Source organism: Sulfitobacter sp. IGS-18 (assembly GCF_059628195.1).
In genome coordinates, this window is record NZ_CM184556.1 from 1,199,164 (window position 1) to 1,214,819 (window position 15,656).

Annotated in this window: 16 protein-coding genes; 11 read left to right on the forward strand and 5 right to left on the reverse strand. The window is 63.0% G+C overall.

Features of this window, described 5'->3' with window-relative positions:
• Positions 1-139: 139 nt before the first annotated feature.
• On the reverse strand, positions 140-1,561 hold the full coding sequence (gene tldD, locus ACWNZ3_RS05810; RefSeq protein WP_114272756.1) for a metalloprotease TldD: 1,422 nt from the start codon (positions 1,559-1,561) through the stop codon (positions 140-142).
• 180 nt (positions 1,562-1,741) lie between these two features.
• Between tldD and coxB the strand changes: the two genes are divergently transcribed.
• The 9 genes from coxB to ACWNZ3_RS05855 all read left to right on the forward strand — a co-directional run bounded on the left by coxB (position 1,742) and on the right by ACWNZ3_RS05855 (position 9,307).
• Entirely contained in the window at positions 1,742-2,668 is a 927-nt protein-coding gene (coxB, locus tag ACWNZ3_RS05815) for a cytochrome c oxidase subunit II (RefSeq protein ID WP_269367556.1), read from the forward strand.
• Between the two features lie 107 nt (positions 2,669-2,775).
• Positions 2,776-3,711: a heme o synthase gene (gene cyoE, locus ACWNZ3_RS05820; protein WP_496901507.1), complete on the forward strand. Its 936-nt coding sequence runs from the start codon at positions 2,776-2,778 to the stop codon at positions 3,709-3,711.
• Entirely contained in the window at positions 3,711-3,896 is a 186-nt protein-coding gene (locus ACWNZ3_RS05825) for a cytochrome c oxidase system small membrane protein (RefSeq protein ID WP_114272692.1), read from the forward strand. The genes cyoE and ACWNZ3_RS05825 overlap by 1 nt, the downstream gene beginning before the upstream one ends.
• On the forward strand, positions 3,896-4,471 hold the full coding sequence (locus ACWNZ3_RS05830) for a cytochrome c oxidase assembly protein (RefSeq protein ID WP_496901508.1): 576 nt from the start codon (positions 3,896-3,898) through the stop codon (positions 4,469-4,471). Before ACWNZ3_RS05825 ends, ACWNZ3_RS05830 begins: the two co-directional genes overlap by 1 nt.
• Before the next feature lie 19 nt (positions 4,472-4,490).
• Positions 4,491-5,303 (forward strand): cytochrome c oxidase subunit 3, encoded by an 813-nt coding sequence (locus ACWNZ3_RS05835; RefSeq protein ID WP_496901509.1) that lies wholly within the window; start codon positions 4,491-4,493, stop codon positions 5,301-5,303.
• 96 nt (positions 5,304-5,399) lie between these two features.
• On the forward strand, positions 5,400-6,071 hold the full coding sequence (locus ACWNZ3_RS05840) for an SURF1 family protein (protein ID WP_496901510.1): 672 nt from the start codon (positions 5,400-5,402) through the stop codon (positions 6,069-6,071).
• A 4-nt stretch (positions 6,072-6,075) separates the two neighbouring features.
• Positions 6,076-7,464 carry a threonine synthase gene (gene thrC / locus ACWNZ3_RS05845; protein ID WP_496901511.1) on the forward strand — a complete coding sequence of 463 codons (1,389 nt, stop codon included), beginning with the start codon at positions 6,076-6,078 and terminating at the stop codon, positions 7,462-7,464.
• Positions 7,461-8,723, forward strand: a complete 1,263-nt coding sequence (locus ACWNZ3_RS05850) for a M16 family metallopeptidase (RefSeq protein ID WP_269367562.1) — start codon at positions 7,461-7,463, stop codon at positions 8,721-8,723. The genes thrC and ACWNZ3_RS05850 overlap by 4 nt, the downstream gene beginning before the upstream one ends.
• Positions 8,723-9,307 (forward strand): GNAT family N-acetyltransferase, encoded by a 585-nt coding sequence (locus tag ACWNZ3_RS05855; protein ID WP_496901512.1) that lies wholly within the window; start codon positions 8,723-8,725, stop codon positions 9,305-9,307. The genes ACWNZ3_RS05850 and ACWNZ3_RS05855 overlap by 1 nt, the downstream gene beginning before the upstream one ends.
• A 65-nt stretch (positions 9,308-9,372) precedes the next feature.
• On the opposite strand, the gene ACWNZ3_RS05860 is transcribed toward ACWNZ3_RS05855, so the two are convergent.
• Complete coding sequence (locus tag ACWNZ3_RS05860) at positions 9,373-9,840, reverse strand: hypothetical protein (RefSeq protein ID WP_269367563.1); 468 nt, start codon at positions 9,838-9,840, stop codon at positions 9,373-9,375.
• A gap of 196 nt (positions 9,841-10,036) precedes the next feature.
• Positions 10,037-11,377, reverse strand: coding sequence for a serine hydroxymethyltransferase (glyA, locus tag ACWNZ3_RS05865; protein ID WP_496901513.1), 1,341 nt, complete (start codon positions 11,375-11,377; stop codon positions 10,037-10,039).
• Positions 11,378-11,500: 123 nt separating this feature from the next.
• Between glyA and ACWNZ3_RS05870 the strand changes: the two genes are divergently transcribed.
• Together ACWNZ3_RS05870 and ACWNZ3_RS05875 are read left to right on the forward strand one after the other, a co-directional pair.
• On the forward strand, positions 11,501-12,328 hold the full coding sequence (locus ACWNZ3_RS05870; RefSeq protein WP_496901514.1) for an MBL fold metallo-hydrolase: 828 nt from the start codon (positions 11,501-11,503) through the stop codon (positions 12,326-12,328).
• A gap of 139 nt (positions 12,329-12,467) precedes the next feature.
• Entirely contained in the window at positions 12,468-13,889 is a 1,422-nt protein-coding gene (locus ACWNZ3_RS05875) for an FAD-binding oxidoreductase (protein WP_496901515.1), read from the forward strand.
• A gap of 528 nt (positions 13,890-14,417) precedes the next feature.
• On the opposite strand, the gene ACWNZ3_RS05880 is transcribed toward ACWNZ3_RS05875, so the two are convergent.
• Positions 14,418-14,948, reverse strand: coding sequence for an adenine phosphoribosyltransferase (locus tag ACWNZ3_RS05880; protein WP_269365184.1), 531 nt, complete (start codon positions 14,946-14,948; stop codon positions 14,418-14,420).
• Entirely contained in the window at positions 14,945-15,574 is a 630-nt protein-coding gene (locus tag ACWNZ3_RS05885; protein ID WP_496901516.1) for a LysE family translocator, read from the reverse strand. The genes ACWNZ3_RS05880 and ACWNZ3_RS05885 overlap by 4 nt, the downstream gene beginning before the upstream one ends.
• Between the last annotated feature and the right edge of the window lie 82 nt (positions 15,575-15,656).

Below are 15,656 nucleotides of genomic sequence, written 5' to 3' on the forward strand. Positions count from 1 at the left end.
CGTGTCTCCGTCCGTTGCAGAATCAGGTATAGGACAGCGCGGTTAACAGGGCGTGAATCAACTGCTGCCGTTTTGGCACAAACTGCCTGCCTGACGGCAAGGGTCGGTATACCATGACGGGCGCAACGGCAGCGCCGGTTCAGGTGGCAGAGCCGCCCACCGTCAGCCCGCCGATCATCAGTGTCGGCTGGCCCACGCCCACCGGCACCCACTGGCCCTGCTTGCCGCAATTGCCCATGCCGGGGTCAAGGCTGGGGTCATTGCCGATGGCCCTGATCTGCTTCAGCGCGGTGGCACCGTCGCCGATCAGCGTCGCCCCCTTGACCGGTGCACCGACCACGCCGTTCTGAACCCGGTAGGCTTCGGTGCAGGAGAACACGAACTTGCCATTGGTGATATCGACCTGACCGCCACCGAATCCCACCGCGTAGATGCCATCGCGCAGGTCCGCCACGATATCGCCGGGGGCTGCATCGCCGCCCAGCATATAGGTGTTGGTCATGCGCGGCATGGGAATATGCGCAAAGGATTCGCGCCGCCCGTTGCCGGTGCTCTTGACCCCCATCAGCCGCGCATTCTGCCGGTCCTGCATGTAACCCACCAGCCGCCCGTCCTCGATCAGCACATTCCTGGCCGAGGGCGTGCCCTCGTCATCGACGCTGATCGACCCGCGCCGGTCCGGGATCGTCCCGTCGTCCAGCACCGTGACACCGGGGGCGGCGATCTGCTGGCCCATCAGCCCGGCAAAGGCCGACGACCCCTTGCGGTTGAAATCGCCCTCCAGCCCGTGGCCAATGGCCTCGTGCAGCAGGATACCGGGCCAGCCGGGGCCCAGCACCACATCCATCACACCTGCGGGGGCAGGCACGGCATCAAGGTTGACCACCGCGACGCGCAGCGCCTCGCGCGCCTTGGCCTGCCAGTCTTCGGGGGCCAGCATGCCATCCAGCCCGATCCGCCCGCCGCCGCCTGCCGTGCCGCTTTCGCGGCGGCCGTTCTGTTCGACGATGACCGAGACATTCACCCGCGTCATCGGGCGCACATCCCTGACGGAGGTGCCTTCCGGCCGGAGAATCTCGATTTCCTGCAGCGAGGCCGAAATGCTGGCGCTGACCTGCACCACCCGGCTGTCCAGATCGCGGGCAAAGGCGTCGATCTCGCGCAGAGTCTGGATCTTGACGGGAAAGGCGGCCCCGGCGATCGGATCCTCGTCCGTATAGAGCTTGCGGTTGGTCCCTTCCGGCGCATCGGCCCAGGTGCCGCCGCCGTCTGCCACGGCCAGGCGCGCAGTCTCGCAGGCGCGTTCCAGCGCGGCATGGGAGACTTCGGTGGAATGGGCGTAACCCGCCACCTCGCCACGCACCGCACGCAATCCGAACCCTTCGGAGGCATCATAGCTTGCCGTCTTGAGCCGCCCGTCATCGAACATCAGCCCCTCGGACCGGCGCCGTTCAAAGAACAGTTCGCCATCATCGGCACCGGCAACGGCCTCGCGCAGGGTTTTCAGGGCCGCATCGCGGTCCAGCAGGTCGTTGAAGGGGGAAAAGGGGGTGCTGCTCATGAAATTGTCCTGAATTGGTGCCACAAAATGCGCATCGCGTCTGTTTGCCGCAATCGAAGTGGCTTTATCTTGAGGATAGAATATGATTGTAAGCACCCAGATTACAACGGGGCGGGCAGGGATCATCTGCTTCTTCCGGCGAAACCGTAGCCAAACATGGTCACAAGATCAGGACGACTTATGAAAAAACTTCTCTCTCTTAGCGCGCTCTTGGCAGGCCTCGGGGCCATGCCGGTACTGGCCCAGGACAATCTGCGCATTGATGGGCTTGAGGTCATCGGTACGCCCGTGGACGGCAAAATGGGCTTTCAGCCTGCCGTGACTCGGCTGGCACAGGATATTCATGATCTCGACTGGCTGATCCTTGTCATCATCACCCTGATCACGCTGTTCGTGACCGGTCTGATCATCTGGGTGATCCTGCGCTACGGCAAGAAGCGGAATCCGAACCCGTCGTCCTTTACCCACAATACACCCATCGAAATCGCCTGGACGGTTGGTCCGATCGTGATTCTGGTGCTGATCGGCGCCTATTCGCTGCCGATCCTGTTCCGCCAGCAGGAAATTCCCGAAGCCGACATCACCATCAAGGCGACCGGCAACCAGTGGTACTGGTCCTATGAATATGTGGACGAAGGTTTCGGCTTTGACAGCTACATGATCGGCGCGCCCGCCACCCTGACCGCCGAGGACGAAGCCGCAGGTGCCATCGCCAACACCCTGGACGATGTCATGGTGGCCAAGCTTGAAGCCGCCGGTTATTCGCGTGACGAATGGCTGCTGGCGACAGATACCGCTGTTGTCGTGCCGGTGGGCAAGACCATCGTGATGCAGGTCACCGGCTCTGACGTGATCCATGCCTGGACCGTTCCGGCCTTTGGCGTGAAGCAGGATGCGGTGCCGGGCCGTCTGGCCGAACTGTGGTTCAGCGCGGAGCGTGAAGGTGTGTATTTCGGCCAGTGTTCCGAACTTTGCGGTCAGGCCCATGCCTATATGCCGATCACGGTCAAAGTGGTGTCCGAAGCTGCCTATGCCGACTGGCTGGGCAAGGCCAAGGAGGAATACGCCGGTATTCCCCAGACGCTGACAGTCGCTTCGGCTGACTGATCCTCGCGGCGCGGTGTCCGTCACCGCGCCCGACCTGCAGGCCCCGAGCGGCCTGCAGTGATTGTATGGTGGATGCTGTCCACCCTGTTGCCAGCTAAAGGTGTCCCATGACCGACGTCAGCCAAACGCCAGCCTTGGAAAACGAAGCGGAACTGGGTGATTACTTTGCCCTGTTGAAGCCGCGCGTGATGCAACTGGTGGTCTTCACGGCCCTGGTCGGCATGCTGGCCGCACCGGTGTCGGTGCATCCGGTGATCGGTTTCGCCTCCATCCTCTTTGTGGCCATTGGCGCGGGGGCCTCGGGTGCGCTGAACATGTGGTGGGACGCGGACATCGACTCGGTGATGCGCCGCACGGCCAAGCGGCCCATTCCGGCAGGCAAGGTGCAACCGGGCGAGGCGCTGGCGCTGGGCGTGGGGCTTTCGTTCCTCTCTGTCATGATGCTGGGCCTCTCCGCGAATCTTCTGGCAGCCGGCATGCTGCTGTTCACCATCTTTTTCTATGCCGTCGTCTATTCCATGTGGCTCAAGCGCGCGACACCGCAGAACATCGTGATCGGCGGCGCGGCGGGGGCCTTTCCGCCGGTGATCGGCTGGATCATCGCAACCGGCAGTTTCTCGGTCGAGGCCTGGCTGATGTTCGCGCTGATCTTCATGTGGACACCGCCGCATTTCTGGGCGCTGGCGCTGTTCATGCGGTCCGATTATGACGATGCGAATGTGCCGATGCTGACCGTGACCCACGGCCGTCCGGCCACACGCCGTCACATCATGGCCTATACCGTGCTGCTTGCGCTGCTGGCTGTCGGCACCGGCTTTACCGCCATCGGCGGCTATATCTATCTGACCGTATCGGTGGTGCTGAACCTGCTGTTCCTGATCGGCGCATGGCGCATCTGGCAGCGGGACGAGGCAGCGGCCGAAGCGGACAATTATATGGTGGAGCGCAAGTTCTTCCGTCTGTCACTGTATTACCTGTTCCTGCACTTCGGCGCGATCCTGGTCGAGGCGACGCTGCGGACCTGGGGCATGGGAGGCTGGTAATGGCCATTCGCGCAGAGCATGAGATTCACACCAGACGCAAGGGCCGCAACGTGGGCGTCGGCCTGATGCTGGGCGGCTTCGTGGTGCTGGTCATGGTGCTGACCTTTGTCAAGATTACCCAGACCGATTTCACCCGCGCGCCGGGAACAGCCAATCCGCCCGCCGCCGTCGGGGGGCAGGACTGATGGCAATTACCGGTCCGCAGAAGACAGTTCTTCAAACCGTTTCTGTTGTGGTCCTCATGGGCGGGCTGGCATGGGCCTCCGTGCCTTTTTATGACTGGTTCTGCCGGGTCACCGGCTTTGGCGGCGTGCCGCAGGTCGTGGGCGGCGGCGGCGACAACATCCTCGACCAGACCATCAAGGTCCGCTTCGACGGCAACCTCAACAGCGGCATGCCCTGGGGCTTCAAGCCGGTGGAGCGCGAGATGGAAGTGCGCATCGGCGAGACCGCCCTTGCCTTCTACGAGGCGCATAATCCCACGGATCGGCCCATCGCCGGGCAGGCCAGCTATAACGTGACGCCCTATTCCGCGGGGGCGTTCTTCGACAAGATCGACTGTTTCTGCTTTACCGAACAGGTTCTCGCCCCCGGTGAGACCGTGCAGATGCCGGTCAGCTTCTATGTCGATCCCGAAATCGTCAATGACAGGGATGGCAAGTATGTACACACCATCACCCTGTCATATACATTCTACGAAATTGATCTGCCCGAGGGCTATGCCGCCCTTGATGCAGAGACAGCAACAGACCTGAATTAATCAAGAGGGACCCCGGCACATGGCCCATGCTAAGAACCACGACTACCATATTCTCGCCCCGTCCAGCTGGCCGCTGATCGGCGCGATCAGCGGCTTTGCCATGCTGTTCGGCGCTGTCCTGTGGATGCATGACGTGACATCGTTCCTGTTCTGGGGCGGCTTTGTGGGCGTGCTTTACGTGATGTTCGCCTGGTGGAAGGACGTCGTCGCAGAAAGCCACATCGGCGATCATACTCCGGTCGTGCGCATCGGCCTGCGCTATGGCTTCATCCTGTTCATCATGTCCGAGGTGATGTTCTTTGTCGCCTGGTTCTGGACCTTCTTCAAACAGGCCCTCTACCCGATGAACGAATACGTGGGCTCGGAATACGTGCCGCCGGTCTTCGACCCGGTGAACGCCTTCCACCTGCCGCTGATCAACACGCTGATCCTGCTGCTGTCGGGCTGCGCCGTGACATGGGCGCACCATGCGCTGGTGCATGAAAACAACCGCAAGGACCTGGTCAGCGGGCTGGCAATCTCCATCGTGCTGGGCATCGCCTTTACCGCGCTGCAGGCCTATGAATACGGCGAGCTGCTTTTGCATCACGAATGGACCTTTGGCGGCGACGCGTTCTTTTCCGCCTTCTTCATGGCCACCGGTTTCCACGGCGCACATGTGATCATCGGCACCGTGTTCCTGACGGTATGCCTGATCCGCGCCATGCGGGGTGATTTCACACCCGAGAAGCATGTCGGTTTCGAGGCCGCTGCCTGGTACTGGCACTTCGTGGACGTCGTCTGGCTGTTCCTGTTCTTTGCCGTCTACATCTGGGGCGTGCCTGCGGGCTGATCCTTCGCGCGGGGTTGCATCCGCCGCCCCGTCGCCTAAAACCCCAAAGCGCGCGATCCGCTTCGCGCGCTTTTTCGTTGCAACACGGACCCCTGCATGAGCCGCGCGCTTTTTGTCATCCTCATCGGTCTCGGCGGTGCCGCCATCCTGATCAGCCTCGGCGTCTGGCAGGTGCAGCGCCTGACCTGGAAACAGGGCATCCTGGCCGAGATCAATGGCAGGATCGAGGCCCCCGCCGTCCCCCTGCCGGAGCAGCCCGACCCAAAAGAGGCGGCCTATCTCCCCGTCGAGGTCACCGGAAGCTTTGAAGGGCAGACCCTGCGTGTCCTTGTCTCGCAGAAAGATCAGGGCGCGGGCTACCGTTTGATCACCGCGTTGAACACCGGAGATCGCCGGGTGCTGGTGGATCGGGGTTACATCCCCAACGAGGCGGTTGCACCCCCACTGCCGGACGGGCCGGTGACGATCACCGGCAACCTGCAATGGCCGCAGGAGACCGACAGTTTCACACCCGCCCCGGACATTGACGGCAACATCTGGTTCGCCCGCGATGTCACCGCCATGTCACAGCTCTTGCAAAGCGAACCGGTGCTGGTGGTTGCGCGCGCCCTGTCGTATGACGCGGCACCGGTGTCGCCCTTGCCCGTGGACACGTCGCGTATCCCGAACGATCATCTGCAATATGCCATTACATGGTTTTCGCTGGCGGCAATCTGGGCCGCCATGTCCCTCTATTTCCTGCGCCGCCGTGCCAAAATCGAAAGCTGAACCCATGCGCTATATCTCCACACGGGGCCAGGCCCCCGCGCTGACCTTTGAAGAGGCGATGCTGACCGGGCTGGCGCGCGACGGCGGGCTCTATGTGCCGGAGGTGATTCCGACCCTGACCTCCGACCAGATCGCGGCGCTGCACGGCAAGAGCTATGAGGAAACCGCCTTTGCCGTCATGCGCCCCTTTATCGGGGATACCTTCAGCGACGACGCCTTCCGCGCCATCATCGACCGTGCCTATGCCGGGTTCAGCCATGGCGCCCGCGCGCCGCTGGTGCAGCTGGCCCCCGGCCATTTCCTGCTGGAGCTGTTTCACGGCCCGACGCTGGCGTTCAAGGACTTTGCCATGCAGATGATCGGCCAGATGTTCCAGGCGGCGCTTGCCCGCCGGGGCGACCGGGTGACCATCGTCGGCGCGACCTCGGGAGATACCGGATCGGCGGCGATCGAGGCGTTCCGGGGTTTGAGCAACGTGGATGTCTTCATCCTCTACCCGCATGGCCGGGTCAGCGACGTGCAGCGCCGCCAGATGACCACGCCGTCGGAATCCAACGTGCATGCGCTGGCCGTCGATGGCGATTTCGACGATTGTCAGGCCCGGCTGAAGGATATGTTCAATGATTTCGAGTTCCGCGACAGTGTAAAGCTGGCAGGCGTCAATTCGATCAACTGGGGCCGGGTGCTGGCACAGGTGGTCTATTACTTCTCTGCCGCTGTCAGCCTCGGCGCGCCTGAGCGCGAGGTCAGCTTCACCGTGCCCACAGGCAATTTCGGTGACATCTTCGCAGGCTATATCGCCAAGCGGATGGGGCTGCCGATCCGCGACCTGGTTGTGGCCACCAACCAGAACGACATCCTGGACCGCTGCCTGAAGGGGCAGGGGTATCACAAATCCACTGTACATCCCTCGATCAGCCCTTCGATGGACATCCAGGTCTCCTCGAACTTCGAACGCGCGCTGTTTGATGCCTACGGGCGCGACGGCAACGCGGTGGGACAACTGATGGCCGAGCTGGGGCAGGGCGGTTTCGACGTGAGCCAGGGCGCGATGCAGGCCCTGCAGGCCATTTACCGCTCGGGCCGCGCCTCGGAAGAGGAGACATCCGCCACCATCGCAAGCGCCCGTGAAACCATGGGCGAACTGCTCTGTCCGCATTCCGCCGTGGGGGTCAAGGTCGCCGAGGAACATCGTGACGCGACCACGCCAATGGTCACACTGGCCACGGCACATCCGGCAAAATTCCCCGATGCGGTCGAGGCTGCCACCGGATTGCGCCCTGACCTGCCGCCGCATATGGCGGACCTTTTTGACCGGCCGGAGCGTTTCACACGCATCGACAACGATCTCGGTGCCCTGAAAAAACATATCAAGGAAAATCTTTCCGCATGAGCCTGAACCAGACCCGCCTGCCCAATGGCTTTCGCATCGTGACCGAACATATGCCGGGGCTCGCCTCGGCCTCCGTCGGGGTGTGGGTGACTGCTGGCGGTCGCCACGAGACGCCGCAGCAGAACGGCATCGCACATTTCCTTGAACATATGGCGTTCAAGGGCACGGCCAGACGCAGCTCGCTCCAGATTGCCGAGGCGATCGAGGATGTGGGCGGCTATATCAACGCCTATACCTCGCGCGAGGTGACGGCCTATTACGTGCGGGTGCTGGAAAACGACGTGGCGCTGGGGCTGGACGTGATTGCCGACATCCTGCGCAACCCGGTGCTGGACCCCAGGGAGATCGAGGTCGAGCGCGGCGTGATCCTGCAGGAAATCGGACAGGCGCTGGATACCCCCGATGACGTGATTTTCGACTGGTTGCAGGAAGAAGCCTATCCTGATCAGCCGCTGGGACGCACCATTCTTGGGCCGACCGAACGGGTGTCGAATTTCAACCGCCAGGACCTGCAGGGTTTCATTGCCGATCACTATGGCCCCGACCAGATGATCCTTGCCGCCGCCGGTGCCGTGAACCACGACGAGATCGTGAAGCTGGCAGAGACCCTGTTTGGCGACATGCAGGCCAAGCCGATGTTCCAGATGCAGAACGCGACCTTCCGGGGCGGCGAGACCCGCCAGATCAAGGCGCTGGAGCAGGCCCATTTCGCGCTGGGTTTCGAATCTCCCGGCTACCGTGCCGACGATATCTACGTGGCGCAGATCTATGCCTCCGCGCTGGGCGGCGGCATGTCGAGCCGCCTGTTCCAGGAGGTCCGCGAGAACCGCGGGCTGTGCTATACGATCTTTGCCCAGGCCGGGGCCTATGCCGACACCGGCATGACCACGATCTATGCGGGCACATCTGCCGCGCAGCTGCCGGAACTGGCCGAGATCACCATTGACGAAATGAAGCGTGCCGCCAGTGACATGTCGCCGGCCGAGGTTGCCCGTGCCCGCGCACAGATGAAAGCGGGCCTGCTGATGGGGCTGGAAAGCCCCTCCAACAGGGCCGAACGGCTGGCGCGGCTGATCCAGATCTGGGATCGCATCCCGCCCCTGTCCGAGACCATCGAGAAAATCGACGCCGTGACCACCGGTGATGTGCGCGACCTGGCGCAACATATGGCAGAGATTTCGCCGGCGGCACTGGCGCTCTACGGCCCGGTGGAGAACGCGCCGACGCTGGATGCGTTACAGGCCCGACGCGCTGCCTGATGCTGTTGGTCAAACGGAAAATACGCATCGAAACAGAGAGGCTGACCCTGCGTCCGCCGCAACATGCCGATTTCCGCGACTGGACCAGCCTGAGGATCAGAAGCCGCGATTACCTGACCAAATGGGAACCGGCCTGGGCCGAAGACCACCTGACGCGCAAGGCCTTTACCAACCGGGTCTACTGGGCGCAGCGGTCGGTGAACTCGGGCACCGCCATGCCGCTGTTCCTGATCCGGCGCGAGGACAAGACCCTGGTGGGGGCGATCACGCTGGACAACGTGCGCCGGGGCCCCGCGCAATCCGCCACGCTGGGCTATTGGACCGGCGAAACCTTTGCCAGGCATGGCTACATGCGCGAGGCGATCGAGGCGATGGTGCATCACGCCTTTACCCGCATGGACCTGAGCCGGATCGAGGCGGCCTGCCTGCCCGAAAACGGCCCCTCGCGCGGGTTGCTGGAAAAGACCGGTTTCAAATATGAGGGCGTTGCGCAGAGCTATCTGCAAATCGACGGGCGATGGCGGACCCATGTCCTCTATGCCGCGCTGCGCGGTGACCGGCGGGGCAAATCGGAAGCGGGATAGGGCTGGGACCGCGCGGAGCCGATACCTCAATGTCACCGGCCCGGTGCAAGCCGCCCCCGCGCGTTCTAATGTACAGTTGCCGTCCGCGCCTGCGCCTCTACCGACAACAGGGCGTTGCTGAGGGTCTCGGCCTGGGTGATTGCATAAAGACTGTAGGCAACGCGCCAGTCCGGGCCATCCCGGCGTTCCAGCCACGAATAGGTCTGATAGGGGGGCTGTAGCAATTCCTCGCCCCGATAGATGCGCGCCTCATGCAAGGATTCGACCAGGTTCTTGCTTTTGAACTTGGCCTCCACGCAATGCCGGACCACCCGGGTCACGCCGCGTTCGCGGTAGTTGGCGCGCACGGCGCGGAAGATCTGGTGCAGTGTTTCCCTGTCGGTCACAAAACGGCGCCCCTCGATGGTTTCGAGATGCTGGGGCAGGATGAAACAGGGCGCAAATGCGTCGAAGTCGCCGCACATCAATGCGACGCCGGTGCGGCGCAGAAGATATTCGGCTATGTCACTTGCCTTTTCGAACTCGGTGGACACGGGGGCAATCCCTCCTTGGACATTGGCGAAACTGGTACCAAACGCACAACCGCCGTCCCCTGGGTCGCACGCGAACAATTACGTCGGGGTGATCATACACGGAATTCCCCGAACGCGATGACGAAACAATCACACAACAATGGCGATTCTATGGAAACAGACGGGTTTCGCCCGGATTTTTCGCGGCATGCCCTGCTTAGGCAGAATTTTGCCCTCCCGCATTGCCGCCCACGAAATGCAGCCTGTCGAAGGTTGCCCGAAAGGCGCGCACCTCCTCCGCCATGCCGGCGGGGTCGTTTGACCGCAGCGCACGGGCAATCATGGCAGCGAGCGGTTTGGCATCCGCCACACCCACACCCCAGCGCACCAGTTCGGGCGTGCCGATGCGCAGGCCGTTCATGTCGCCCGGCACCTCCGCGATCGGCAGGCCGATGCCACAGGCCAGGAACCCGGCCTTGCGCAGCGTCTTTGATGCGGTCTGGCCGCCGCCGAAAGTCTCGGCCTCGACCGCGAACTGATGCGACCGGGTAAAGCCGCGCGCCTTGCCGAACACCGTCAGCCCTTCGGCGTCCAGGGCTTCGGCCAGCGCCTGGGCCACCGCAATCATTTCAGCAGCATAGGCGGCCCCGTAATCCACCCAGTCCAGAAGGGTCAGGGCCAGAGCCGCCGATTTGGCCGCATCGAAATTCGCGGTCATGCCGGGAAAGGCGATGGCGTCCAGCCGTTCGGCAATGGCCGCATCGTCGGTCACGATCAATCCGCCAGCCGGTCCGCCAAGGCTCTTGTAGGTGCTCATCGTCATCAGATGCGCACCCTCCTTCAGAGGATTGCGCCAGGCGCGCCCGGCGATGATCCCGCATTGATGCGCCGCATCGAACAGCACTTTCGCGCCGACCTCATCTGCGATGGCCCGCACCTGCGCCACGGGATGTTCGAAAAGGTTCAGCGAGGCCCCGACCGTGATCAGCTTGGGGCGGGCCTCATGGGCCAGCCTGCGCAGCTGGTCGATGTCCAGCGAATAGCCGTCTGCATCAACCGGTGCGGGCACGGTCCTGAGCCCGTAGAGCCCGGCGCAACCGGCCGCGTGATGCGTCACATGCCCCCCGACAGAGGCAGGCGGCGCAATGATCGTATCCCCCGGCTGACAGAGCGCCATGAAGCCGTAAAGGTTTCCCAGGGCACCCGAAGGCACGCGGATTTCGGCATAGGCCGCGTCAAAAACCTGTGCGGCAAGTTCGGCGGCAATGACTTCGATCTCTTCGATGGCCTCAAGACCCATTTCGTACTTGTCGCCGGGATACCCCAGCGAGGGCCGGGTGCCGATGCCACTGGCAAGTGCCGCTTCGGCGCGGGGTGACATGACGTTGGTGGCCGGGTTCAGGTTGAAACAGGCGCGTTCGTGAATTTCCCGGTTCTGCGCGATCAGCGCGTCAATCCGCGTCGCGGTCCGGCCGGTATCGGCGGCAGCGGTCCGGGTGGCAACCCGCTGGACAAGGGCTTCGCTGGCGGCAGGCACCCAGTTTCTTTTGGCAAGCATCTCAGGTCTTTCTGCTGTTTTTCGGGCAGCATGCATCGCCGCAGCGGGATTTGGCAAACCGCATTGTTCAAACCGCTCGAAATATCGAATTCGCGTGTTAGTTTGATCGGCAGGGGGTCTGCCATGTTGCCTCGATGTTTCACCTTGATCCTTGCCGCGCTGGTGCTGCCCGTCGCCGTCTCGGCGCAGGACCGCACGCCAAGCCATTGCATTGCCTTGGCGGATGCCACGCCGGGCATTGCTCATGTGATCCCCGCCAACCTGCCCGATGTGGCGCCCGAAACGGTCCACCTGCATTACATCGCCCATGCCTCCTTTCTGATCCGCAGCCACGGCGGGCTGAACATGGTGACGGATTACACCGGCTTTACCGGGACACTGCCGCTGATCCCGGATGTGGTAACGATGAACCACGCCCACGACAGCCACTGGACCCCCTTTCCCGACCCGGCGATTCCCCATGCGCTGCCGGGCTGGGGCCCGTTCGGAGAAGGCATCGACCACGAGGTCGACCTGGGCGAAGTGCTGATCCGCAACGTATCCACCGACATCCGCTCGCAGTTTTCCGAGGTGGAGCCGGAGGGCAATTCGATCTTTGTCTTCGAGATGGCAGGCCTGTGCATCGGCCACCTGGGCCATCTGCACCACGAACCGACCGAGGCGCAATATGCCGCGCTGGGCCGGATCGACGTGCTGATGGCCCCGGTCGATGGCGGATACACTCTGCCGCTGCCGGTGATGATGCAGGTGATCCGGCGGCTCAAATCTTCCATCGTGATCCCGATGCACTGGTTTTCAGGCCATGCACTGGATGCCTTCCTGATCGGGATGTCGGATGAATTCCAGGTGGTGGAACTGGAAAGCGCCAATCTCAGCGTCTCGATCGACCGGCTGCCGTCGCGGCCCACGATCATGGTGCTGAACCCCTCCTATATCAACGTCGCGCGATAAAGTGTTTCCGGTATTCCTTGCAACAAGGCATCGCCGATGTCCCGGGAGCGCCGAAGGCGTGGCAGGGTATTGGCGTTTCAACGTGAACCGGAAACGCTATTGGGCTTGCATCCGGCGCGGCCAGGGCTGATCAAGTGGCATGCTGAACCCTGCCGATAAAGATTTCGAAGCCCTTTTGCTGGACCATTTGCCCGCCGAAGTCCTGCGCCCCGTCGAACCGCGCTATGCCGAAGAGCCGCGGGGCTATTTCAAGGGCCTGATCGGCCTGCTGGCCCTGCCGCGCACGGTCGAGGAGGTCTCCACCCTGATCCGCTGCGCCAATGCGGCGCGTGTCGGCGTGATCCCCTATGGCGGCGGCACCGGGCTGGTTGCGGGGCAGGTGATCCCCGACGGGCCTGCGCCGATGGTCCTGTCGCTGGAACGGATGAACGCGGTGCGCGAGGTCTATGCCGACGAAAACGTGCTGGTGGCCGAGGCGGGTGTGATCCTGGCCGATGTACAGGCGGCCGCACATGCGGCGGACCGGCTGTTCCCGCTGTCACTGGCCGCCGAAGGGTCGGCGCGGATCGGGGGCAACCTTGCCACCAACGCGGGCGGCACCGGGGTGCTGCGCTATGGCAATACCCGTGACCTCTGCCTTGGGCTGGAGGCGGTGCTGCCTGACGGGCAGATCTGGCACGGGCTGACCCGGCTGCGCAAGAACAACACCGGCTATGATCTGCGCAACCTGCTGATCGGGGCGGAGGGGACCCTGGGGGTGATCACCGCTGCCGCCTTCAAGCTCTTTGCGCAGTCAGAGCAGACCGGCACGGCGCTGCTGATTGTGCCATCTCCCCGCGCGGCACTTGAGCTGCTCTCGCTGGGGCGCAGCCAGCTGGGCGAGGCCATCAGCGCCTTTGAACTGATGAACCGTCAGGGGTTCGACTTCCTGACCGAGGTGCTGCCGCATGTGCGCCAGCCTTTTGCCACGCCGCCGGAATGGTGCGTGCTGATCGAACTGGGTCTGAACGGCGGTCTGGATGCCGCCGAAGCGATGGAAAGGCTGCTTGTGGCCGCGCTGGAGGCGGGGCTGGTCACCGATGGGCTGATTGCACAAAATGCCCAGCAGGCTGCGGATTTCTGGGCCGTTCGCGAACAATTGCCAGAGGCCAACCGCATCATCGGCGCGGTATCGAGCCATGACATCTCCGTCCCGCTGCGCGCCTTGCCCGATTTCATCGAAGCGGGGGCAAAGCGCATCGCCGATCTGGGTGACTTCCGGATCAACTGCTTCGGGCATCTGGGCGACGGCAACCTGCATTACAATGTTTTCCCTGCAAAAGGAAAATCCCGCGACGCCTACAGCAGTCAACGCGACCAGGTGCAGCGGTCCGTTCACGACCTGGTTCATGAGGTCGGCGGATCTTTCAGTGCGGAACATGGCGTCGGGCGGCTCAAGGTCGGGGAGCTGGAGCGTTACGGCGACCCCGCGAAGCTCTCTGCGATGCGGGCGATCAAGGCGGCGCTGGACCCCAGGGGCATCATGAACCCGGGCGCTGTGCTGCGGATGGGGGCATCGTGATGCAGGCCTGTTTCACCGCTGGCAACAGCGGCAGTTACCAGGCCTGCTGACGGGCTCCGCAGCCGCTGGCAGGTCAATGCTACGGGTGTAACTTCCGTCCTGTTTGGCGCAACCGCCCCACAGGCAGGCCTCCCGGCATCCGCCAGACGGTGGCTGATCCTAGGTCGTGTTGACATTCATTGTCGCCCACCCGCGCGAGACGGATATTGCCGCTGGCGCCCTGATGTGAGCGCAGCAATGTGATCATTGGAAGCGAACATCCGGGATGGCAGAGGCAAAATCCGCCGCGCCCCGCAGGGGTTTCGCCAAAATTGCCCATTTCTGCGTTACAGCGTCCCGCCTTTACTTTAAGGCAAATCACTTCGCCAATGTCCCGAGAGCGCGTAGCGCGGCAGGGTATTGGCGCTACAATTTCAAGGCGGGGCGCGCAAAGAGAGCTTGAAATAGCTGGCTATTCCTGCGCTCTCTTGCCTGGAACTGAGCAATTTTGGACTGAAACGGGTGGGCGACAATGAATGTCAACACGACCTAGTGACCGTCAAAGGCGCAAAGGGCATGCACTTCCATGCCCATGGCTTCCAGCTTCTTGCGGCCGCCCAGCTCCGGCAGATCTATGATGAAGGCGGTCGAAACGATCTCGCCGCCCAGCCGCTCGATCAGCTTGATGCCTGCCTCGGCGGTGCCGCCGGTTGCCAACAGGTCGTCCACCACCAGCACTTTTTCACCCGGCTGGATGGCATCATCGTGGATCTCCACAATCGCCTCGCCATATTCCAGCTTGTACTCCTGGCTGATCGTGGTGCCGGGCAGCTTGCCCTTCTTGCGGATCGGCACGAAACCGACGCTGAGCTGATGCGCGATGGCACCGCCCAGGATGAAGCCCCGCGCCTCCAGCCCCACCACCTTGTCGATGTCGATCCCCGCATAGGGGTGCAGCATCTGGTCGATGGCCATGCGGAACCCGCGCGGGTCGGCGAAGAGCGTGGTCACATCGCGGAACATGATCCCCTCATGGGGGAAATCGACGATGGTGCGGATATAATCTTCGACGCGCTTCATGCGGTGGCCTTTCTCAGCGTTGCGGTCAGAACCCCCATGCCGATCAGGGCGCTGCCCCCGGCGCGGGTGATCCAGGTCAGGATGGCGGGGCGCGCGATGACGCGGCGCAGCCGGTCCGCCAGCAGGGCATAGGCCAGCGCGTTCAGCGCGGCCAGCCCCACGAATGTGCCCGTGAGGATCGCGAATTGCGGCAAAAGCGCCGCATCGGTCCTGACGAACTGCGGCACGAAGGCAATAAAGAAGGCGATGCTCTTGGGGTTCAACGCCGTGACCGCCGCCGCATGGCGAAACACCCCTGCGGCACCGATATCGGCACTGCCCGGCACATCCAGTCCCGCGGCGGGGGCGGAACGGATCAGCCGGATCCCCAGCCAGACCAGATAGGCGGCACCGACCCACTTCAGCAGGGTGAAGAGGGTGGCCGAGGCCAGCACAAGCGTCCCCAGCCCGGCAAGCGATGCGCTCATCGCAACAAGATCGCCAAGCGCCACGCCGGCGGCGGAGGCCAGCGCCACCGCGCGCCCCTTGCTGAGCGCATAGCTCAGAACAAGCAAGACGGTGGGTCCGGGGATCAGCAGCAGCGCGGTGGAGGCCGCCACGAATGTCAGCCAAAGGTCAAATGTCATGAATGGGCTCCCTTCTCCGTTTCAACCAGCAAAGACAGGATCGCAAAGGGGCTGCAACCCCCTGTTTTCATTGTTCCCAAAA

What these genes read in the sequence shown, in the direction of transcription:
- tldD (WP_114272756.1), bottom strand. Translation starts at nt 1,561, where the DNA reads ATGAGCAGCACCCCCTTTTCCCCCTTCAACGACCTGCTGGACCGCGAT.
- coxB (WP_269367556.1), top strand. Translation starts at nt 1,742, where the DNA reads ATGAAAAAACTTCTCTCTCTTAGCGCGCTCTTGGCAGGCCTCGGGGCC.
- cyoE (WP_496901507.1), top strand. Translation starts at nt 2,776, where the DNA reads ATGACCGACGTCAGCCAAACGCCAGCCTTGGAAAACGAAGCGGAACTG.
- ACWNZ3_RS05825 (WP_114272692.1), top strand. Translation starts at nt 3,711, where the DNA reads ATGGCCATTCGCGCAGAGCATGAGATTCACACCAGACGCAAGGGCCGC.
- ACWNZ3_RS05830 (WP_496901508.1), top strand. Translation starts at nt 3,896, where the DNA reads ATGGCAATTACCGGTCCGCAGAAGACAGTTCTTCAAACCGTTTCTGTT.
- ACWNZ3_RS05835 (WP_496901509.1), top strand. Translation starts at nt 4,491, where the DNA reads ATGGCCCATGCTAAGAACCACGACTACCATATTCTCGCCCCGTCCAGC.
- ACWNZ3_RS05840 (WP_496901510.1), top strand. Translation starts at nt 5,400, where the DNA reads ATGAGCCGCGCGCTTTTTGTCATCCTCATCGGTCTCGGCGGTGCCGCC.
- thrC (WP_496901511.1), top strand. Translation starts at nt 6,076, where the DNA reads ATGCGCTATATCTCCACACGGGGCCAGGCCCCCGCGCTGACCTTTGAA.
- ACWNZ3_RS05850 (WP_269367562.1), top strand. Translation starts at nt 7,461, where the DNA reads ATGAGCCTGAACCAGACCCGCCTGCCCAATGGCTTTCGCATCGTGACC.
- ACWNZ3_RS05855 (WP_496901512.1), top strand. Translation starts at nt 8,723, where the DNA reads ATGCTGTTGGTCAAACGGAAAATACGCATCGAAACAGAGAGGCTGACC.
- glyA (WP_496901513.1), bottom strand. Translation starts at nt 11,377, where the DNA reads ATGCTTGCCAAAAGAAACTGGGTGCCTGCCGCCAGCGAAGCCCTTGTC.
- ACWNZ3_RS05870 (WP_496901514.1), top strand. Translation starts at nt 11,501, where the DNA reads ATGTTGCCTCGATGTTTCACCTTGATCCTTGCCGCGCTGGTGCTGCCC.
- ACWNZ3_RS05875 (WP_496901515.1), top strand. Translation starts at nt 12,468, where the DNA reads ATGCTGAACCCTGCCGATAAAGATTTCGAAGCCCTTTTGCTGGACCAT.
- ACWNZ3_RS05880 (WP_269365184.1), bottom strand. Translation starts at nt 14,948, where the DNA reads ATGAAGCGCGTCGAAGATTATATCCGCACCATCGTCGATTTCCCCCAT.
- ACWNZ3_RS05885 (WP_496901516.1), bottom strand. Translation starts at nt 15,574, where the DNA reads ATGACATTTGACCTTTGGCTGACATTCGTGGCGGCCTCCACCGCGCTG.